Consider the following 22107-nt stretch of genomic DNA (forward strand, 5'->3'; position numbering starts at 1 on the left):
GGATTTTAGCCGTTACGATAACCTGTGAAGCCATGCCCCTAACCGGAATCGCCAACGAAAACGAATTCTACTCCGCCCACTACCTGGATGCTATTCTCACCCAAGACCTTAAAGGGGTGACCAAAGATTGGCAAGAAACCTCAGAGGAAAAAACCCCCGATAAAGCCCTCGGTAGTCTCCGTCAAGACTACTTTCGCCTCCAAGATAAGTTAGGGCGCATGGCTGAAACGGAGGAAAAACTCCAGCAGCAACGGGACTTTTTTCAGCAGGTATTGGGGATTTTGGGCTACTCGTTTCAGCCTCAACTGAAGGTTTTAGAGGATGATAGTCTTTTGCCCGTGGTGGCAGAAGTGAGTCGGAGTAATGGCAGTCCTCAACTGTGGGTTATTGAAGGGTTTAACCCCACCTCTGAACCCCTCGATGTGTTATCCCTGACTCTGGAAGCGGAACAATACCAAGGGCTACGGGAGGTGGAAGGGGAACGGTTGCAGGATTTAACCCTGGAAGACTTATTAACTGAGCACATCTTTGCCCAAGATAACCCGCCCCGTTGGGTAATTCTAATTAGTATCGACCAATTGGTATTAATTGACCGCCACAAGTGGAACGCCTCCCGGTTACTGCGTTTTGACCTTGCCCAACTTCTGGAAGAACGGGATAAAGATGCCCTCCTCGCCGCCGCTACTTTGTTACACCGCGACCACACTTGTCCCCTAGAGGGAACGGCGTTACTCGATACCCTGGATGAAAACAGCCATCGCCACACCTACAGCGTTTCTGAAGACCTGAAATATGCCCTGCGGGAGGCGATTGAGTTGTTGGGAAATGAGGCAATTGACTATCGGCGCAGGGTGAGTAAAAAGCAGGTGTATTCCAGTGAGGCGCAAAAAGAACAGGGGGAACAACAAATTGACCCGAATCAGGTCAAAATTGAATGTTTGCGGTGGGTGTATCGCCTTCTATTTATTTTCTACATTGAAGCGCGACCGGAGTTGGGCTATGTGCCAATGGGTTCGGATGTGTATCGGGAAGGGTACAGTTTAGAGACGCTGCGGGATTTGGAACAAACGGAGTTATTATCCGCAGAAGATGCTAATGGTTACTATATTGATACTTGCATCCGCAGGCTATTTAGTTTGTTGTGGTCGGGCTATCCTCAAACCGACTATAAACAATTAGATATTGGACAAATAACAGAGCAACCGATTCATAATACCTTCCGTTTACCTGCCCTGAAAAGCCATTTATTTGACCCCGAACGAACACCAATGCTGAATCGGGTTAAGTTTCGCAATAGCGTATTGCGGCAGGTGTTGGAGTTGATGTCCCTTTCACGGGTAGGAAAAGGGCGACGAGGGAGGATTAGTTATGCCCAGTTGGGGGTAAACCAATTGGGAGAAGTGTATGAGGGGTTATTGAGTTTATCGGCATTTTTTGCCGAAGCAGACCTCTATGAGGTGAAGCCGGAGAATGAGTCGGAGGAACGCAGTGAGTTGGAGGTGGGCTATTTTGTTCCCGCTGAAAGATTGGATGAGTTTAAAAAGACGGAGTTAGTCAAAGACCCGAAAACTGGGGTAGTTCCTCGCAAGCATGAAAAGGGAAAATTTCTGTTTCGCTTGGCGGGACGGGATAGACAAAAAAGTGCTAGTTATTATACGCCTCAATCGTTGACGGAATGTTTGGTGAACTATGCGCTGAAGGAACTGTTAAAGGATAAAACGGCTGATGATATTTTAACCTTAACCATTTGCGAACCAGCGATGGGCAGTGCTGCGTTTTTGAATGAGGCAATCGACCAACTGGCAGAAGCTTATTTAGAACGCAAACAGGATGAATTAAATCAGCGTATTCCCCACGAACAAATTACTCTGGAAAAGCAGAAGGTAAAAATGCTTTTGGCTGACCGCAATGTGTTTGGGATTGACAAGAATCCGATTGCGATGGAGTTGGCGGAGGTATCGTTATGGCTGAATTCGATATATGGGGAGAATAACTCCTATTCAGTCCCTGGGGATACTGCTGGCGAATTGGAAAAACCTAACCCCCCAGCCCCCTTCCCTGCAAGGGAAGGGGGAGCAAATCAAGTTTTTGTCCCCTGGTTTGGTTTGCAGTTGCACTGTGGGAATTCGTTGGTGGGGGCGAGACGGCAAATTTATCAGCGCCAAAACGTTACCGGGTCAAAGAAAGGGGTGGCAAAGTGGCATGAATTTGACCCCAAACGGATTCCTTTGGGGGAGGCGTTACCGCAGCAGGGGATATTTCATTTCCTTTTAGGCGACCCCGGTATGGCAAATTATAGCGATAAGGTGATCAAAGAACTTGAACCGGAGGCGATTGACCAAATTAAGGAGTGGCAAAAGGAGTTTTGTAAGGCGGAATTAACGACGGAACAGGCTGATTATGCGATTCGCCTCAGTCAACGGATTAATAATTTGTGGGAGTCTTACGCCAAAGATGTGGCGCAGATTCGTCAACGGACTACCGATAGTTTGACGGTATGGGGACAAGAAAGGGAGGGAGAGGGGGAGATTCCTTTAGCCCAGAAGGATAAAATTTATGAGCAAGAAAAGCTATCTCAAGGGGTAGCAAATGCCTCGGCTTATCGTCGCCTGAAGTTGGTGATGGATTATTGGTGTGCGCTGTGGTTTTGGTCGTTAACCGAGGCGGATTGGTTGCCCACGCGGGAGGAGTTTTTGCAGGAAGTGGGGGCAATTTTAGGGGAGACGGAAATGCTGGTTCCGGCACAGCAGCAGTTATCGTTGTTTCCAGAAACTCAGGAGGCGGAACAGGGGAAGTTATTTCTGACCACTTGGGGATTTGTGAATCTGGATAAGTTGAAGTTAGTCAGTCCCCGTTTGCAGTTGGTGGAGGAGTTAGCTGAGAGGTATCGCTTTTTCCATTGGGAGTTGGAGTTTGCCGATATTTTTCGGTTGAATGGTGGGTTTGATTTAATGATTGGAAATCCGCCTTGGATTAAGATTGAGTGGACAGAGGGGGATGTTTTGGGAGATTATGACCCCTTGACGGTGATTCGCAAGTTATCGGCGAGTAAGTTTGCTCAACGGCGGGAGGGGTTGTTTGATAAGTATCCAGGGTTAAGGAAAGGGTATTTACAAGAGTTTGAAGAGTCACACGGGACGCAGAATTTTCTTAATGCGGTGCAGAATTATCCGTTATTGAAGGGGTCACAAACGAATTTATTTAAGTGTTTTCTGCCTCAAGCCTGGACATTTAGTAAACCTGCTGGAGTATCGGGTTTCTTGCATCCTGAAGGGGTTTATGATGACCCGAAGGGGGGAGGGCTGCGAAGGGAACTTTATCGTTATCTCAAAGCGCATTTTCAGATTGAAAATGAACTTAAAAGCTCTTTATTTAAGGAAGTTCATAATGAAACCAGGTACAGTATAAATATTTATCAAAAACCGTCAAACAAAGTTGAATCTTTAATTCGCTTTGTACATATTGCTAATATTTTCAGCCCAAGGACTATACTTGAATGCTTTGAATCAGCCAATGATAGTGTAATACCAGGGATAAAAAATAATGAGGGAAATTGGGAAACCAAAGGACATCCAGCCAGAATCATTAGCGTTGATCTCAATACTTTACAGCTATTTGCTCAACTGTACGATTCTGAAGGAACACCTGCAACAGAAGCCCGTTTACCTGCGCTACATACTCAAAATTTAGTCAGTGTACTGGAAAAAATTGCGGTACAAGAAGAACGTCTAGGTAATTTACAGGGTGAATATTTTGCTCTGGAAATGTGGCATGAAACGAATGCCCAAAAAGATAATACAATTCGCCGTGATACTCAATTCCCTAAATCCCCTCAAGAATTAATTTTATCTGGTCCTCTATTCTTTGTAGGTACACCCCTTTACCAAACCCCTAGGCGGATTTGTAATACTAATAGGTCTTATGATGTTCTCGACTTAACGCAAATTCCCGATGACTACCTCCCTCGCACCAACTACGTCCCCGACTGTTCCCCTACCGAATACCGTCGCCGGACTGCTTGCGTTTCTTGGGGTGATAAAAAACCTGTTAATGAGTTTTATCGGTTAATTTTTCGGAAAATGCTCAGTCAGTCGGGTGAACGTACTTTAATACCTGCAATTATGCCCATAGAAACAGCACATATTGATGGCTGCTTTTCTCTAGCATTTGGCAATATGAAAACACTTGTCCAAATGACTGCTTTATCCTCTTCGTTAGCCTATGACTTTTTTGTGAAGACAACAGGTAAAGCAAATTTTCGTAATGAATTATCATCGCTTTTTGCCTGTCCTGAACTTACACCAGAAGCATACATTCGCACCCTCGCCTTAAACTGCCTCACTACCTACTACAACGAATTGTGGCAAGACTGCTGGCAAGACACATTCACCCAAGACACCTGGACAAAACCCAATGACCCCCGCCTCAACCCCAATTTTTTTGCCCACCTCACCCCCCACTGGCAACGCCATAACGCCCTCCGCACCGACTACGAACGCCGCCAAGCCCTCGTAGAAATTGATGTCCTCGCCGCCAAAGCCCTCGGACTCACCCTCGACGAACTAATTACCATTTACCGCGTCCAATTCCCCGTCATGCAGCAATACGAACGAGAAACCTACTATGACATGAACGGGCGGATCATTTTCACCACCAGTAAGGGCTTAACCGGGGTTGGTTTACCCCGCAAAGGCAATAAGAAAAAAGACATCATTGGTTGGGAAGATGTGCAAGACATGGAAACAGGCACAGTAGAGGTGACAGTAGAGGATGACACCCTACCCGGCGACCCCATCCAGCGCCCGATTACCTATCAAGCCCCCTTTGTCAAGTGCGACAGAGTGCAAGATTATCGTACCGCCTGGGCATTTTTTGAGGAATGCTTGTAGTGCGACCATCTTGGTCGCTACTATACTTTGCACGATTCTAAAATGTCATGCTGAACGAAACGATAGCGTAGTGAAGCATCTCAAACCGCAACGCCAAACAGAGATTCTTCGCTCCGTTTCACTCTGCTCAGAATGACATCAGAGTAAGTATAAATTATTCCCATCCGATTATCAGCCTGTTAAAAGTCTAAAATGTCATGCTGAACGAAACGATAGCGTAGTGAAGCATCTCAAACCGCAACGCCAAACAGAGATTCTTCGCTCCGTTTCACTCTGCTCAGAATGACATCAGAGTAAGTATAAATTATTCCCATCCGATTATCAGCCTGTTAAAAGTCTAAAATGTCATGCTGAACGAAACGATAGCGTAGTGAAGCATCTCAAACCGCAACGCCAAACAGAGATTCTTCGCTCCGTTTCACTCTGCTCAGAATGACATCAGAGTAAGTATAAATTATTCCCATCCGATTATCAGCCTGTTAAAAGTCTAAAATGTCATGCTGAACGAAACGATAGCGTAGTGAAGCATCTCAAACCGCAACGCCAAACAGAGATTCTTCGCTCCGTTTCACTCTGCTCAGAATGACATCAGAGTAAGTATAAATTATTTCCACCCGATTATCAGCCTGTTAGACGAGGAAAAAATAGAGATTTATCCCCCAATTCCCAATGTGGGTAGGTTAGATTGTAACCAGGAACACCCCCTAATCCGAGACTCAGTGGCATGACTTCCTCCCGATACTGCTCAGATTTCCCCTGATTACGGGCATACCATAACGAAAAAACTAATAAAACTGCCCCAATTTAGCGCCAAAAAAACGCCCCAAACAGGGCAAATTAAACCTATAGAGCAAACAGCAAAGGATATTCAGCCAAAAACTGCCCAAATTTGCTGTTTTTTTTACGCCAAAACTTATGATTCCTGCTGTCGTCGCCACCCAAATCCGTAACTGCGTCTCCGACTACCTCCGCACCACCTTTCGCCCCACGACTCCCGGCTTCGAGAGTTTGATGGAACGGTTTCTACAAAAACCAGATAACGTTTATCGCGGCCCCTACGTCTCCCTCGGCTTACCCTTTCGTTCCGGTACAATTGGTGCCGACTACTTCCCCGAAATTCCCCTCGGTTTTACCCCTTTTCTCCACCAAGAACAGGCATTTAATCGCCTCATTCCACCCTACTACCAGTCCACCCTCATCGCTACGGGTACGGGTTCCGGGAAAACGGAGTGCTTTTTACTCCCCCTGTTAGAACACTGTCGCCAACAGCAAGGGGAATCGGGCATCAAAGCCCTATTAATTTACCCGATGAATGCCCTGGCTACTGACCAAGCCAAACGCATCGCCCAATTCATCCACAACACCCCTTCCCTCACCGGAAAAGTCACCGCCGGGTTATACGTGGGAGATAGCGACGAAACGCCAACAGCGGTGATGACTCCCGATAAAATTATCACCGATAAGCATATTCTGCGGGAATCTCCCCCCGATATTCTGCTCACCAATTACAAAATGCTGGATTACCTGCTGATTCAGCCGGATGTGCAGAAATTATGGCGCTACAACCAACCTGAAACCCTGCGTTATCTCATCGTTGATGAATTTCATACCTTTGATGGCGCACAAGGAACCGATTTAGCCTGTCTATTGCGCCGCCTCAAACATCGCCTGCAAACCCCCGCCAACCACTTAACCTGTGTTGGCACCTCAGCCACCTTGGGCAACAAAAGCGATCGCGCCGCATCTTTGCCGGAGAATCGCACTGATATACTCAACTATGCTCAAACGATTTTCCAAGAATCCTTTGATACGGGAGCATTAATTGAAGAAGACCGCCTTAGTAATGCCGAATTTTTAGCCGATGCTCTGCTTAACGTCTTACCTCTACCCAGTTTAGAGGCGATCGCGCAACTGCAACCGGACAACTACGACAGTCCCGAAGCCTATATCCGAGGACAAGCACAACTGTGGCTGCAAGACTTTTTAAATGATAATACCAACAACCCCAACCCCAAGGCAGCACTAACCCATGTAAACACCCCCCTCGACGACTCCTGGCGCATCGAACTTGGACAAGAACTCAAAAGCCTGCCCATCATCCATAATTTAGTCCGTATTTTAAGCCAACAATCCTGCCCCTATAGCGAACTCCTCGACACCCTCAGCCGTCGCTTACATCTACCCATTCATCAGCACCCAGAGTACTGTCATCTCCTCTTCGATAGCATTTTTGCCCTAATTGGCGCTGCCCGACGCTGTGTTCAACGCCCTGACGGTCAAACCTTAATATTACCTTGGGCAACGCTGCGGGTTCAGGTGTGGTTTCGAGAACTCAAACGCATGGTGGCTTCTGTGGAATCAGAACCCCAACTGATGTTTTCCGACGACCTGACATCAGCCATGCAGGATACCCTCAAAACCTTACCCGTCATTCACTGCCGCGACTGTGGGGCAACGGGTTGGGGTGGGGTTCAACCTTACCAAAATGCAGATAAACTGCTGGCAAATGACCTGCGGGGCTTTTACCAAGCTTTTTTTAGCCGTAAACCCTTAGTCTCCTTTATCTTCCCCTGCGATCGCCAGGCCAATTATCCCGATTTCCGCCTATTTTGCGGTCACTGCCTCACCCTAAATCTACCCCGTACTCAACAGTGTAAATCTTGTAACGCTGAAGATTTAATTCCCGTTCGAGTTCCGAATCACCTAGAGAATGAAACCCACAATGGTCAACCCCAAACCGTTATCAACTGTGACTGCCCATTTTGTGAAAGTCGCAACGGCTTATCTATCCTAGGGGCGCAGGCAGCTAGTCTGACTAGTGCCATGATTGGGGTACTCTACACCACCCCCTATAATCCCGATAAAAAACTGCTGACCTTTTCCGATTCGGTGCAAGATGCCGCCCATCGCGCCGGATTTTATGGCGCACGTACCTACCGCACCACCCTGCGTACAGCAATCTTTCAACTCCTTGCTAACCACCAACATTCTCTCACCCTACAGGAATTAGTCGAGCAGTTTCCGGTCTACTGGCAATCAAAATTTAGCGTCAAAGCCGATTATGTTGCCAGCTTTTTACCCACAGATTTGCAGTGGTTGCGGGAGTGGGATAAGTTTATTAACAGCGATCGCGCTGATTTAGACCCGGATACAAACTTACCCAACCTCGTTAATGACCGTTTGGTTTGGGAAATTGTCACTCAGTTTGGTCATCGCGCCGCCGTTGGTCCTTCCCTAGAACGCAGTGGGGTTTGTAGCGTTAGTTTTAATCGCGATCGCCTCGAAAAAAGTACCCAAGCCTTACATTTCAAACTCAGTAACGAAGTTGAATCCTTACGGGGAGTAAGTACCGCCTCTATAGGTCAATTTATCCTGGGGCTACTCCATCATCTACGCCAACGGGGAGGAATACTACAACCAGCAACCCAAGCTCAATATATCAGTTCTGGCGGCAATACCTTTTTATGGACAAAATTAACCTATATGCCTCGCCTCGGACCTGGCATACCTGCCCCCAGATTTTTGGTCAATGCAGCAGCAAAAACAGACCGCTTTGAGCGAGTTTTACATCCCGGCAAACAAAACAGTTGGTGTGAAGACTGGACAACTCGTGTGTTTAAGTCGGAGAGTTTACTGCTCAAAGACCAACTTATTGAGATTCTACACACTACCCTCGATACATTAGTAGATGCAGGATTATTGGAAGTCCGTGACTGCGCTAACGGACGAGCGTGGGGCATCCCCATGTCCGCAATTGAAATAAAATTAGAGGGGACGGTTTTAGCCTGCGATCGCTGCCATCATCAGTTTACCGTTCCCCCCACTTCAGATTTACCGCCAGAATCCCTTGTTTGTCATCGTTTGGGGTGTCAAGGACATTACGCCCCCGATCCGCGCACAGGTCTTGCCTACTACCGCCAAATTTATCAGCAGGGTGAAGTCAAACGAATTGTTGCCGCAGAACATACCGGACTGCTAGCACGTTCCAACCGCGAACGTTTAGAACAGCAATTTATTAGAAGCGATCGCCGTTGCGACCCAAATCTGCTTTCCGCCACATCCACCCTAGAGATGGGGATTAATATTGGCGATCTCTCAACCGTTTTACTCTGTTCTGTACCCCCCAGCCTCGCCAACTTTCAGCAACGCATTGGTCGTGCGGGACGGCGGGAAGGCAATGCCTTAGTTGGTCTGGTTGCCAATGGTAAACCCCATGACTTATTTTTCTATGCCGACCCCAGGCAGATGTTAGATGGTAGTGTCGAAGCAGCGGGATGTTACCTCAATGCCTCTGCCATCTTAGAACGTCAACTCACTGCCTTTTGTCTCGATAATTGGGTAGCCACGGGAATTACTCGCCAAGAATTTCCCCCTCGCCTCAGTGATATTCTCAATGCAGTCCAACGTCACGACGAAACCCGCTTTCCCTACAATTGGTTCAATTTTATCCAAGAACAGCAAAGCACCCTTTTAGAAGCCTTTTTAGCCCTATTTACCGACACCATTGAACCGCGAACCCAGCAACAGTTACGCGACTTTATGGCACAAGGAGACCACCATCAAGGCGGACTGCGCTGGCGTATCCTCAACCGTTTAGAGGGAGTGAAGCACGAACGCACCCGCTTAAACAGCCAAATTACCCTTCTCACCAAAAAAATCAAAGACTTTAAAGTGCAACCCGAAGCCCTACAAGACTCAGACAAACTGAATGAATTAGAAGGGGAAAAAGCCGGATTTCGAGAGCTAATTCGCCATCTCAATGAGAAAAATATCTTCAACTTCCTCACCGATGAAGGGCTTTTACCTAACTATTCCTTTCCAGAAGCTGGCGTGACGCTGCGTTCTATTCTGTGGCGAAAACTGCAATCAGCAGAAGAGAAAAACGGTAAGCGTTACGAAACATTTACCATGACCTACGAACGTCCCAGCCAACTGGCGATTCGAGAACTCGTTCCCAGTGGGGTTTTTTATGCTGAAGGTCGGCGGGTTAAGATTGACCAGATTGACCTGAAACTGTCTCAACCGGAAGAGTGGCGCATTTGTCGCAGTTGCAACTATGCTACCTTAGCCTTTCAACCTGAAGCCCAGCAAAAAGCCTGTCCTCGTTGTGGGGATGTGATGTGGAGCGATCGCGGTCGGTTGAGGCAAATGCTGCGCCTGCGTCAGGTGATGGCAAGTACCTCAGATAAGCATAGCCGCTTTGGGGATGATAGTGAAGACCGGAATACTGCTTTTTTCCAGCGTCATTTGTTAATCGATTTTTCGTCCCAGTTCCGCGAGAAGACGTTTTTAGTGGATGACCCCGACTTTCCCTTTGGCTTTGAGTATATCTCGCGCACCAGTTTTCGAGAAATTAATTTAGGGGAATCTCTGGCGACTGGGGAAACCGTAGAAATTGCGGGTCAACGATTTACGACCCAAGGATTCCGAGTCTGTCGCAATTGTGGCAAAGTAATGAAAGGCGATCGCCCACAAGACCATACCATTGGCTGTCAGTGGCGAGATAAACCCGAACAAGCCAAAGCGCTGGAGGTCCTTTATCTGTACCGCGAGTTTGAATCCGAGTCCATCCGTTTACTGATGCCCGATGAAAGTTTCTGGACGACTCAAGGATTACACTCGTTTATCGCCGCGATTCAATTAGGACTAAAGCAAAAGTTTGGCGGTCGAGTCGATCATCTGCGAACTACTGTAAGTGAAGAACCTCAAGGTCACACAAATTTACGCAAATCCTTTCTTTATTTATATGATAGTGTCCCAGGGGGAACAGGTTATCTGCGACAACTAATTCGCAATCCCCAAGAACTGAAAGATGTATTTCAACGAGCATTAGATATTGTCAGAGTGTGTAGCTGTAAAGATAGCGGTGAAGACGGTTGTTATAAATGCCTATTTGCCTATCGCAACAGTTTTTATCAAGACAATACCAGTCGAAAGGCGGCGGAAACGCTTTTAAGTAAACTCCTAAAATACTGGTCAAAATTACAAGAAAAGCCGGAAAGTTTATCGGCGATTCGGATTAATAGCAACTTTGAGAGCGAACTGGAACGGCGCTTTATTGAAGCAATTCGCCGCTATAGTGGCAGCGTTTACGAAGGCAATCCTCCCTTACTTCAGCCAGAAATTTTCAATGGGAAAACCGGATACTACCTAAAACTAGGAGAAATGGCGTGGACAATTGAAACCCAAGTCACCCTTGGCAAATCTGATGGGGTTGACATTCCCTCACGAGCCGATTTTATATTTCGTCCCGCCTCTAGTCGCATTCCCAGTCTCCCCCTAGTCATCTTCACCGATGGCTGGGAATATCATCGAGAGCGAATGAGTGAGGATTTCCAGCAACGCACAGCAATTTTACGCAGTGGCAAGTTTTGGTGCTGGTCACTAACTTGGGATGATGTAATGAGACAAATTAATCCCAAGCATCAAACCAGTGTCACGCCTCCTGATGGACTTAACTGCCAACTCAATCCGCAATTTCAGCAAGGACGGCAACAGCTATATCAACAGTATCAGTGTTCCTCCCTGCACTCATTGGAGAACTTAGGCAGTTTTGAATGGCTAATGCATTACTTAGCCCAGCCTGAGTTTCAGCAATGGCAAAGATGGGCGCTGTTACGAACCCTGGCTCAAGCTGATACAAAATCATTGAATGATTCAAGGCTTTCCCAACCACGCTTAGACCATATTTGTACTTATTTATCACAAGAAGCTGTTGAGCAATGGCAAGTCCCACCCAAACTTATCAGTGGTGCCGTTCAAATCTCAGCAAATTTAAATCTTTCAACACTGGTTGACCTCAACCGTCACCGACAGCTAGACCCCACAGGTAGCTTTGTCATGATAGAACTCAACGATTTGGCCGAGTCGAATGGGGATGAACTACAGGGCAATTGGCAGGAAAGTTTACGATTACTCAACCTCTATCAGTTCTTACCCTTTAGTTATGCCGTAACAACAACGGGTATTGAACAGGGTATAACGCCTTCTCTTCCTAGAATTCTATCCTCTAATAATCAGCCAAATTCTACTCAGATTGATAGCCAGTGGGAACAAATCCGACAACTGACTGTAGAGGACGATTTATTACCAGCTATTGAGCGCATGAGTCGGGAAGGATGGTTAATCCCAGAAGCCGGTTATGAACTCGAAGATAAAAGTGGCGCAGTTGTGGCGATCGCAGAACTGGCGTGGCTAGACCCTAAAGTGGCTGTAACGCTGACTCCAGAAGATCGGGATGCTTTTGCGAAAGCAGGCTGGACAACTTGGATGCTGGAAGACTTTTTATCCTCTCTAGATACTCTGAGCAAGACGCTAAAAGGAGATAAATAAATGAGCTTACAACACAGTATTCGTCTAGCTATTTCTGATGATTTTTTTGATGCTTACAGTCAGTTACCGCGCAAAGCTCAAAATAAAGTCTCAGAATTTATTAATCGCTTTCGCCAAGATCCAACCCGCCCTGGCTTAAACTATGAGTCAATTCGTGATAGTCGGGACAAGCGTCTAAAATCCGTTCGAGTGGATCGAGAACATCGGGCTATTGTCCTCAAACCCGACTCTGGCAACGTTTATCTCTTGCTTTGGGTAGATAAACATGATGATGCTTATCAGTGGGCTAAACGTAAAGTTTGCCGCGTTAATGAAGTATCGGGCGCACTGCAAATTATTGATGTTAAAGAGGTTGAAGAAACCACAGAAAAAATCAGCCAGGGAAAAACTGAACAACAGACTGGTCGCTTTCATGCGATCGAAGACAAAGATTTGATGCGGCTAGGAGTTCCAGAAATTTTGCTACCCGCCGTGCGTCAAGTTAGGACTGATGGGGATGTCGAACAATTATTACCTCATTTACCCCGAGAAGCGAGCGATGCTGTATTGATGTTAGCGGCTGGCTATGCACTAGAAGAAATCTTTCAACAGCTTGACAAAACCAAGGAAAGGCAGGCAGTCGATCCTAATGACCTCGAAGTAGCTTTGCAAAATGAGGATAGTCTCAGCCGCTTTATGGTTGTGACGGATGACACCGAGTTGGAGGAAATGTTAGCAGCGCCGTTAGAAAAATGGCGTGTGTTTTTGCATCCCACCCAGCGTAAATTAGTGGAGCGAGACTGGAATGGCGCAGTCAGAGTTCTTGGGGGAGCAGGTACAGGCAAAACAGTTGTAGCGATGCATCGGGCAAAATGGTTGGCTCAAAACCGTTTTACTAATCCTAATGATCGCATTCTCTTCACCACCTTTACCCGTAATCTCGCTGTAGACATCGAAGCCAATCTCAAAACTATTTGTTCTCCTGAACTGATGCAGCGGATTCGAGTCATTAATTTGGATGCTTGGGTGACTACGTTTCTGCAACAAGAAGGTATAAAAACCCGCATTATTTATGGAGCTGAAACCGATGAAATTTGGCGACAAGCCTATTCCCTTGCTCCTGTGGCACTCGGACTACCTCTCAGCTTTTACCGAGAAGAATGGCAAGAAGTTGTCCAGACGTATCAATGTAAGACCCTAAGAGATTATTTGTCTGCCCGTCGTACTGGCAGAGGTACACGTCTGAGCCGCCAACAACGCCAAGCCATCTGGATAGTTTTTGAAGAGTATCGCAATTTACTCAGAGAGCGAGGACTGCGCGAACCTGATGATGCCATGCGCGATGCTATCCAAATTATTCAAGCCAAAGGAACTGAAGCTTTACCTTATAAAGCGGTGATTGTTGATGAAGCTCAGGATATGAGTAAAGCTGCGTTCAGCTTACTTCGAGCCATTGCGGGCAATCCGAAACCGAACGATTTATTTATCGTAGGTGATGCTCATCAGCGCATCTATGGGCAAACCGTAGCTCTTAGTCACTGTGGTATAGATATTCGGGGTCGTTCTCGGAAACTCCGCTTAAACTACCGCACCACAGACGAGATTAGGAAATGGGCGACAGCCGTGTTAGCGAATGTTTCCATTGACGATCTTGATGGTGGTGTAGATTCATTACAGGATTATCGCTCTTTAATGCATGGAGACGAGCCTGTTGTGAAAGGGTTTAGTAAGTACGATGATGAATTAGCCTATTTAAAACAATTTTTGCTCACTATTCAGGAAAGCGATCGCAATCTTTCAGGTGTCTGTATTGTATGTCGGACGAAGGCAATTATGGAACAATACGAAAGTGTTCTACATAATCTCAACTTCCCCATTAAACGGATACGCCGCGATCAACCTGACAACCCATTAGAAGCAGGAATCAGGATTGGAACGATGCATCGCGTTAAGGGACTACAGTTTAACTATGTCCTAATACCTGGCTTAAATGTTGATAACTTACCTCTCCGGATTGGTCTCGATGAGTGTCCGGACAAAGCATCTCAAGCAAGGTTTATCAATGGAGAAAAGTGTCTGTTACACGTTGCTGCAACGCGAGCCAAAAAGCAAGTCATCATTACTTATTATGGTCAACCTAGTTCGCTACTAAGTTGTTGTCCCTAAAACCCACATTCCGCCTTAGACTCATCATTTACATAAGGTGAAAGTTTGGATTGCTATGGGTTGCGCTTGGGAGAACACAGCAAGTTTAAGAGTTGTTCGGGAATCTCCTGGTGATGCTCTAATAGGAAATCCATTAAGGCGAGATGGCGCATATCGGAGGGTTGCGGACGGCGGTAGTTTTTGCCTCTTCTAAACCAGCGTCGGACGGTAGAGATGGAACGAGAGCAAATGAAGGCAATTACCTCGTGATTCACCTGCCATTTGGCGTAGAATTGCTGCGGAGTCATTCCCAGTTGACAGTAACCGTAGAAGTCGATTAAGGTTTGCTCTGGCTCGGTCAGAGGACGGGGTTTCATGGGGTGTCCTCCAAGGGTTCGAGGTCGTTTTCCCAAGCCGTGTCGGCAACTGTCCAAGAGGAACTGGGGGAGAGTTTATCGAGCCAAATCAGGTAGCACCACGTCCAAGCGCAACGGTGAGGAGCAAAGCTGTAGAATCTCCCAATTGCAACACCCCAGTCTGTCTTGTTGCTCTCAGGAATCCAGCGCAGTTTGTCGCCGTACAAATAGCGAGGGGTCTGAACTTCAGGGAAGTTGGCTGGCAGATCAATATCAATGGATGGAGGAGGAGAGAATGTTCGGTGAACTAAGCTAGGGGGTATGTCGGTGCTGCCGTGACGCATGGTGTTTAAGTAGCCAGCAATGACTTTTCCTTTGAGGTTGGCGGTTAAGTCTTGGATGAAAATAGTGGCTAAGCTTTCGAGTTCGGGTGGGGTGAGGTTCATCCACGCGGCATCGAAGTTGGCGTCGGAGTAGGTTTTCAGGCGGATGATAAGGTGACAAATTGCAAAATCTTCTAAGGCTTGCTGATAGCCTTTTTGGTAGGTGGGGCTATCAATCTGACAGCTTGGTTTTACCATTGTTAGAGTCTCCTTTTATTGGGGAGCCGGAAGTCAGCAGGAAGACTGGACAACTTGATGCTGGCTTCTGACACTTTTAGGTATATTGACGGTTGGATAAATCGGTGTATCGTTGCTGCCAGATAGCTTCGAGACGGGAGAATGCATTGTCGGTATAGCGCTTCACTTCTTGCCAAATCGACTGCCAAAGAGCGTCGAGGGTACTCAAGTTGGGACAGCAGCGAATTAGAACACGACAGGCGGCAATCCATTGTTCTAATTTGCGGTAACTAAAGAAGTAACCGCCTTTTCCTTGGATGTGTATCCAGAGGACGTTGTGCCATTTTTCCCAATTGAGGATGCGTTCTTGGTTAATTTTCAGGAGTTTGGCGATTTGTCTGAGGGTAATGACAAAGGTTTTGGGGTTGATGCGGTGGCGTAGAGGTTGCATGACTTTTGGAAATTTCGGGCTATTTAGAGAAGAAGGCTTCGGGGTCGCCTCGGTGGGTGAGTGTTCGTGACTTTCTACAATGTAGATTGTATTTGCCAATTTAAATTCTACATTGTAAAATGTCAATACACTGACGGAAAAACTCTATGAACCTCTAGCTCTCCTCTTAATACTCAAATCCAGCCTGTTGTGCAATTAAAGTTAGGTACTTTGACGTAGCCAGGGTTGGCTCGTATGCACCGTTTTCCCACTGGCTCACTGTTTGCTGGTAGACACCAAGCCTTTGTGCAAACTCTGCCTGTGTTAAACCCATGTGGCGGCGCAGAGCCTTGATTAGTTCAGCGTTCCACAGTATAGTGTCACCCACACGCTGGACTTGAGGTTTAGTCGTAGGTTTACGAAATGTCACTCGTTGCCCATCTAGATCGACATCCTCAACACGATATCCTGCTTCCATCCAAGCTGAAGCTTGCAGCGCGCCTTTGCTGCGATTGCTCCACCATGCCCGTTTAGTTCGGGCTGAATCTGGCAGCATATCCTGTATCAGAGCCTCAATTTCCGAAAATGTGAGGTTTACTTCACTCTGGTTGCTGCCACGCAAATATTCAAGGAGTGGCTGGTACTTACTGCCCTCCTTCATGCCATCTCTTCCTCTAACACACTGACCTCTACCGTAGCGACAATCGAGTTAGTCTGCTCATGGACTAGCCCTAATGCTGCCATCGTCACCCTCATTCACCCCGCTCGTAGTAGAACCTATCACTAATTAGGGTGAAAGCGTTAGTAAAAGAGTCTTAAATGCAGATCTCTCGGCATAGTATTTACCAAAGTCACCTTATCAGATAATAATCAAAAGCAGACTCAGCACTAATAATCGGTAGTTTTTCCGCCTTCGTCTCCCCAAGATTATGTATTATTCGACGAACATCCTCAATTGCTCAACGCCTATTGGCATCTAAATCTTTAAACACACCCAGAATGATTCACCATTCTTCAGGCCGCGTCACCTGCTCAACGCCTATTGGCATCTAATCTTTAAACACGTCTTCTATCGCCAATTTCTCAGAATAGTACATGCCTGCTCAACGCCTATTGGCATCTAATCTTTAAACACGGCGGTCGCTAGACCCCTTGATTCACTTGGACTCTCAGATAATTTTACAAGCACCTGTAGAAAATATGCAATCTAGTTGTCTAATAGGATAAATCAGGCTGAGATGACTAGGCTGAGAAAGGTTGGTTTTTGGTATATTCCAAGCTTTTGCAAGCATCTCAAAGCGACCTAAAAACGCTAAATCCATCAGCCAGCAAGGATTTGAGACGTTCAAGCCGCCTTCACAGACTCAACAAGCACAGATGCTTGTAAAAATCTGATATCTTGCCAACTTATTCAATCAGCTTGAATCACAGTCCACGCTAACTCAGTTGGCTGCCAATCCTGAGACTCTTGAAGCACATAACGTTGCCAGCATGTTCCTTGTGACCCAACATGGTCAACCCAGTAAGGCAGAGTCAGCGAACCATCTTCATCCTGAATCAGCCATCGCAGCAACTCCCCAGTATGGTTTCCAGGTAAAAGGGTCACAGCATTAATCAAATCCCGACTTTCACCTAAGCACAATCCACCAAACCGATTGACAGAAGCTGGGTCAATAAATGCCTGCTGCAAACGTTCTGGTAAAGTAGGCATTGCTTGATCTGTTCCCGCACTGATCCAAACCACAAACTCAATATTTGTCAGTAATTCCTGGTAGTCAGGTTTAGTATTACTAGAGTGGTGGATATCTCTCATCTTCTTGACTCTGCAAAACGTGCGAATCACAAGAGATTTTTCGGGTTGAGAAAGCAGTGCGATCGCTAACTTTACCCCACAATGTCGATATCTGTCTTCCTCCCCGACCAGGGAGAGCAGCATACCATAAACTGTTGAGGGCGGCGGTACCGGGTAAGTTTCAACATATTCCCTAGCACGAGAGTCACGAAAACAAGCAATGGGAACATCTACTTGTAAAGCAATTGTCGTCAAGTTACGAACTCCTAGAGGACAACTGCAAATCCTCAGCAATGACCTGTTTCAATGCTGCCACCGCACTCTTGACACCTGGAAACACATTTGCCCCCAAATCTCCCAGAGTTTGGGAAATTGCTCCTCCAATCCATAGTTCTTTGGCGTCAATATCCCCAGCGTCTACCCGTTGCACTAAGTCAGGGACTAACACTTCTCCTGTCTCGTACTCCTTAAAGCAATAGAGAAAACGAGGCGAAAAATCATGTGTCCAGCGCAACACGATGCTTTCAGGGGAGAAATCGAAGAGAAAACGAGCATGATTTCCTGCCACTTCACCAATCGAAATCAAACCATCCAACACAGCATAAATACGAGATTTGTCTTTAAGGCGATCAGGTGTCAGTACAAATCCATATTGATAGCGTGTAGCATGAACCTCTGTGCCATAAAGAGATGTTGTTCCTTTCTGTCCACTCTTCGCATTAAAGGTAATGTCACCACCATAGGGAGTTGTTGATACGGCACGAGTGACATCTAACCTCCCTCTTCTGGCTGTTACTTTACCTTTAGGTACTTTATTTTGCTTATCTTTTGGTGGTTCAGATGCTTCAAGTTTTGCTGCTTCTGCTCGCATAAAGCCCAGCACATCATCATCAATGAAGCGCTCCTCATCATAATTTGGCTCTTGCAAGATGTGATCGGCAACGGGTTTAGCATCTTCATCCCAATGTCGATTTACCTGATAGCCAGCCTTTTGCCAGTAGTACCGCAATGCCCAACGAATTGCTTCGGCAGAGACAGTGGTGTGGGTTTCACCTTTCCACTCTAATTTTTGTAAAGGGGTTATGTTGCCTTCATTTTCTCCACGATTGTTTGCAGCAGTTCCGTAATGGGTTAGGATATTGCCAAATAGATGAAACATGAATGGCTCTCTATTCTGTAACTTTTCCCAACTGAGAGTAGCGGAGGTAATCCTATTCTTCAGACTCTTCAGCTTCGGGAGATAGTGTGTTTGTCTTCTTACTTGGCTTATAGCTAGCTAGTGCAAGTAACGCTAAATCTCTAGCAACTTTCCAATCTATCATTCCTGTAGTAAGGGGAAGTAATTCTTCCCAATGGTCTTCAAGAATTGAAATTCGTCCTGCTCTGGCCCAAAAATCTGTAATGAACTGCCGGAACGCTGCTGCATTCTTGCAGCGTCCTAGTTCAGCACGAATACGTTCGGCCTTTCGCTGAAATTGAGCATATTCATCTTTTTTTGTTCGACTGTAAATCTTACCGTAGGTCTTTTTCAACGCTTCATGACAAGCTTTAACGAAAAGTTTCTGAGCTGTTTCATCCCACTGACCATTTTGAATCATGTTGTATAACCCCTCCCTCTCGTAGGTGACTCGTTTAAATAAGTCCTTACTATTGATTTTTGTGGAAAAGTTATACCACCAAGGCAATCCTCTAACTAAGTTATCGGCAATGAATCCACGAACAAAACTAGTACTAATAAAGTTTTTACCTCTGGATTGAATGACCCGATTTTCCGAAAAGTAATCGCAACTAATTTTATAGTTGTAAATGACTTCTTCCGTTACTTCGACCATTACTATTTCTGTGCGAGTTTTTTGTTGGGGCGACCAATCGACTGTTCCAAACGTGATTAGCTGACATCTCTTAACTTGATTGAGTCTAGCTATTTCAATGGTTGTTTCGTAAGTGAAAAATCTTAATCCAGCATCTTGCAAGCTAGATGCGTAGAAGTTTTTGTAACCGCAGCCTTTTAAATCCCAGCAACGTCGGGCATAGATCTCTAAGTTAGTTACTTCCGGGATAATTAAGGCATACTGAACCCGTTTACCTGGAGAGTACGATCGCAAAACAAAATACTGGCAAGCAATAGGAGCAAATAACAGGGCTAAAGCTTGTTCTGGAGTTTCTTTAAATTGTGTTTGTTCCTTAAATGCGTAATGACGAGCTACAGCTCCTGGATAGAGCCAACCTGCAATGCCAATTACCCCTTTTAATAATTGTCCCTGTTCATTGCACAGATGCTGAGAAAAATGCTGATGAGCGTATGACTCAGCTCTCTTGTACTCAACAATAATTTCTTTTTTATTAACTTTGAATGACTGCTCTTTCTTACCATTGGATTTAAAAAATTTGTTGTGTTGCAGAAATGTTCCAGTTATTCCCTGATGGATAGTTACTTGCGTTTCGATATCCATTGATTGAGGATTTAATCCAGTTAAGGAAATTAACCCTTCATCACTAATTTGAAAAGACTGCTTCAGCAACCAGTCCAAAACTTCTAAATCCTGTCCTTCCCAGTTAAGACTGATGCTACGAGGAGTGAGCGACCAAGTGAAATTGCCTGGTCGTTCCGCCAAGGTGGGATACTGTTGTTCTAGTTGCTTGAGTGTCATCCAGAGTCCGGCTAATCCAGCGCGATGCATCAACGTCATGCTGGGATCGCCCAGATTTAGTTGGATTTGGGAATTAACGGCACCCTTCACTACCGACATCTTACTACTCTCATGATCACCTTTCCTTCACTGGCACAAACACGCCGCAGCCCATCTTGTGTTTTCCCCCAATGCCCTTTCTCTGCAATGTCAGTGAATCTTCATCCCTCAGTCGAGTAATTTCTAACCCAAAACCCACTACCGTAAACCGTTTGACTTTGACACTTTTGCGTTTTGGAGCGCCATTAGCTTTGGTAAGAATGCGTAAGTTTCCTTGAATACCTAGTTGCTCTAGGTGACGCTGTGCTGCTTCTAAAAAGGACTCTGGCTCCTGATAGCCCTTGATGACTACTAGATGCGATCGCAACCTCTGGGCAGGTTGCAGGAAATCCATCTGAGGGATTCCAAAACGAATCTTGTGCTTGCCTATAGTCAGGGACTTGCCAGCTAAAGGATAAACCAAGGGTACTTTGTCTACAGGTAGGCGAATCAGTAACCGAGAGCGATCAGTTAGTTGCATCATACCCTGCTCAATCGGAATGCCCGTAATGGCGGTAATACTCATGCTCTTTAACTGATGCAATTCTTGCCGCCAGTGAGCCAACGCCGAAAACAAACCATAGCTATGATCTATTGGTAAGCTCTTACCCCTAACGCCAAAGCTCAAGTCTACATAGGGTGTAGCATCCGTTAGATTTGGTGTTGTGCAGGTTTGAGTTAACGTGGCTGTTGAGGAGGTTTGGGTGGCTAACATGACGATGAGCTAGGAGTAATTAAGTTGAGAGACTCTTAACCGTTTTTATGTTTCTCGACATGCGAAGCATTGCTGGCACGCTCGATATTAGCGCTCATCCTAAAAGAGCCATCTTGTAAGTTTTTCTTTCTTCAGGAAAAATCCCAATTTGCTTTACAAAGCTTAGTAAATTCCAGACATTACTGGATTATTAATTTAAAACGGCGTAGTTTCGATTCAAACGTTTGAGCTAAAAAAATCCTTGATGGAACCTACCAAGAAATTGATGAGTAGAAGATGCATAACGCGGTCAATCAAAGGATTTACGTCACAAGCAAGCAGGCAATTAGTTAAATAGGTTTCTGGCTTTTTGATTAATATTGGATTAATCTTTTCCAGAAATTCAGTTCCATAAAATTCAAGAAAATGACTTGCAAAACTATGACTGTTAAAGGTAAATTTGTTTTTTGAATAAATCTTTAGAAAGCTTTGACGTGTCAAGTAAGATTGATACTGTTTGCGAAGCCAAGCCATTCCCTGAAAAGGGAGATAGCACGAGTTCACCAACCATTCAATATCCTTAGCAAACATGAGCAGCTTTTGCAGCGTCTCGTCAAGATAAGTTGTAGAGTTGCTACCGAGTGGACAGTTCTCCGAACTGGCGGCATGGTAATGAATCCCTATTGCGTCTAAGGAAACTAAACTATCATGCAAGGCTGTAGCATGAATCGGACAAACTAGCACACCTGGAGTCTGATTAATTCGATGCCAGTAGGTTTCTCCATATATTTGTGTATCCTTTTCCAGACAGAGAGGACAAAATCTGAAGAATTTTCTTGAATCTTCTGTATGAGTATGAGCTATTCTAGCCGCCTGTAACAGAGAGCTATTAACTTTTTTTATCATTAAATCTTTGACTACCCACGCTTCAGTGGCAGTTAAAAACGTTGCATAAAAAGGATATAAAGTATGATTTTGAATAAGATTTTCCTTAGTTTGCTTCGAGCCTATAGGAAAATTATTGACTAGATAATCTAAGTTATTAGATAAGATTACTTTAGCTGCTTGTTGGGAAGGATAGTTAAATAAGTCTATATCCGTTTGCCTAAAGCTCCTGTTACCACTCCGGGTGTGATATCGTGCAATAACGCTGTAGAGTAGTTCATCCGGATAGGGAGTAGGGAAAAAACTAACCACAAGA

General features: G+C 45.6%; 12 protein-coding genes. 3 read left to right on the forward strand and 9 right to left on the reverse strand.

Annotation, left to right across the window (positions count from 1 at the left end; translation table 11 throughout):
* The first annotated feature begins 32 nt into the window (after positions 1–32).
* The 3 genes from ACT7WV_RS23745 to ACT7WV_RS23755 all read left to right on the forward strand — a co-directional run bounded on the left by ACT7WV_RS23745 (position 33) and on the right by ACT7WV_RS23755 (position 14366).
* Entirely contained in the window at positions 33–4889 is a 4857-nt protein-coding gene (locus tag ACT7WV_RS23745) for an Eco57I restriction-modification methylase domain-containing protein (protein WP_445105240.1), read from the forward strand.
* 915 nt (positions 4890–5804) lie between these two features.
* Positions 5805–12221 (forward strand): DEAD/DEAH box helicase, encoded by a 6417-nt coding sequence (locus ACT7WV_RS23750; RefSeq protein ID WP_445105241.1) that lies wholly within the window; start codon positions 5805–5807, stop codon positions 12219–12221.
* Positions 12222–14366, forward strand: coding sequence for a UvrD-helicase domain-containing protein (locus ACT7WV_RS23755; RefSeq protein WP_445105242.1), 2145 nt, complete (start codon positions 12222–12224; stop codon positions 14364–14366). It abuts the gene before it with no gap.
* A 53-nt stretch (positions 14367–14419) separates the two neighbouring features.
* Here the strand turns inward: ACT7WV_RS23755 and ACT7WV_RS23760 are convergent, their stop codons facing one another.
* From ACT7WV_RS23760 to ACT7WV_RS23800, 9 genes are all read right to left on the reverse strand, one after another.
* Positions 14420–14722: a helix-turn-helix domain-containing protein gene (locus ACT7WV_RS23760; protein WP_445105243.1), complete on the reverse strand. Its 303-nt coding sequence runs from the start codon at positions 14720–14722 to the stop codon at positions 14420–14422.
* Complete coding sequence (locus ACT7WV_RS23765) at positions 14719–15282, reverse strand: hypothetical protein (RefSeq protein WP_445105244.1); 564 nt, start codon at positions 15280–15282, stop codon at positions 14719–14721. The genes ACT7WV_RS23760 and ACT7WV_RS23765 overlap by 4 nt, the downstream gene beginning before the upstream one ends.
* A 76-nt stretch (positions 15283–15358) precedes the next feature.
* Entirely contained in the window at positions 15359–15811 is a 453-nt protein-coding gene (locus tag ACT7WV_RS23770; protein ID WP_445105245.1) for a hypothetical protein, read from the reverse strand.
* A gap of 67 nt (positions 15812–15878) precedes the next feature.
* Positions 15879–16352, reverse strand: a complete 474-nt coding sequence (locus tag ACT7WV_RS23775; protein WP_445105246.1) for a helix-turn-helix domain-containing protein — start codon at positions 16350–16352, stop codon at positions 15879–15881.
* A gap of 750 nt (positions 16353–17102) precedes the next feature.
* Complete coding sequence (gene cas5, locus ACT7WV_RS23780; protein ID WP_445105247.1) at positions 17103–17738, reverse strand: type I-MYXAN CRISPR-associated protein Cas5/Cmx5/DevS; 636 nt, start codon at positions 17736–17738, stop codon at positions 17103–17105.
* A gap of 1 nt (position 17739) precedes the next feature.
* On the reverse strand, positions 17740–18642 hold the full coding sequence (cas7i, locus tag ACT7WV_RS23785) for a type I-B CRISPR-associated protein Cas7/Cst2/DevR (protein WP_445105248.1): 903 nt from the start codon (positions 18640–18642) through the stop codon (positions 17740–17742).
* Between the two features lie 52 nt (positions 18643–18694).
* A complete protein-coding gene (gene cas8a1, locus ACT7WV_RS23790; RefSeq protein WP_445105249.1) occupies positions 18695–20233 on the reverse strand; it encodes a type I-MYXAN CRISPR-associated Cas8a1/Cmx1 in 1539 nt (512 codons plus the stop codon).
* Positions 20234–20249: 16 nt separating this feature from the next.
* Positions 20250–20927, reverse strand: a complete 678-nt coding sequence (gene cas6 / locus ACT7WV_RS23795; RefSeq protein ID WP_445105250.1) for a type I-MYXAN CRISPR-associated protein Cas6/Cmx6 — start codon at positions 20925–20927, stop codon at positions 20250–20252.
* 216 nt (positions 20928–21143) lie between these two features.
* The gene (locus tag ACT7WV_RS23800; protein ID WP_445105251.1) at positions 21144–22103 is read right to left on the reverse strand and encodes a TniQ family protein; all 960 of its coding nucleotides are present in this window, start codon (positions 22101–22103) and stop codon (positions 21144–21146) included.
* Positions 22104–22107 lie beyond the last annotated feature (4 nt).

Source organism: Symploca atlantica LB2515 (assembly GCF_052546295.1).

Bases quoted from the DNA above. Each gene is read 5' to 3' on its own strand.
- ACT7WV_RS23765 (WP_445105244.1), bottom strand. From the start codon at position 15,282: ATGGTAAAACCAAGCTGTCAGATTGATAGCCCCACCTACCAAAAAGGC.
- ACT7WV_RS23775 (WP_445105246.1), bottom strand. From the start codon at position 16,352: ATGAAGGAGGGCAGTAAGTACCAGCCACTCCTTGAATATTTGCGTGGC.
- ACT7WV_RS23750 (WP_445105241.1), top strand. From the start codon at position 5,805: ATGATTCCTGCTGTCGTCGCCACCCAAATCCGTAACTGCGTCTCCGAC.
- cas6 (WP_445105250.1), bottom strand. From the start codon at position 20,927: ATGTTAGCCACCCAAACCTCCTCAACAGCCACGTTAACTCAAACCTGC.
- ACT7WV_RS23755 (WP_445105242.1), top strand. From the start codon at position 12,222: ATGAGCTTACAACACAGTATTCGTCTAGCTATTTCTGATGATTTTTTT.
- cas8a1 (WP_445105249.1), bottom strand. From the start codon at position 20,233: ATGTCGGTAGTGAAGGGTGCCGTTAATTCCCAAATCCAACTAAATCTG.
- cas7i (WP_445105248.1), bottom strand. From the start codon at position 18,642: ATGTTTCATCTATTTGGCAATATCCTAACCCATTACGGAACTGCTGCA.
- ACT7WV_RS23745 (WP_445105240.1), top strand. From the start codon at position 33: ATGCCCCTAACCGGAATCGCCAACGAAAACGAATTCTACTCCGCCCAC.
- ACT7WV_RS23760 (WP_445105243.1), bottom strand. From the start codon at position 14,722: ATGAAACCCCGTCCTCTGACCGAGCCAGAGCAAACCTTAATCGACTTC.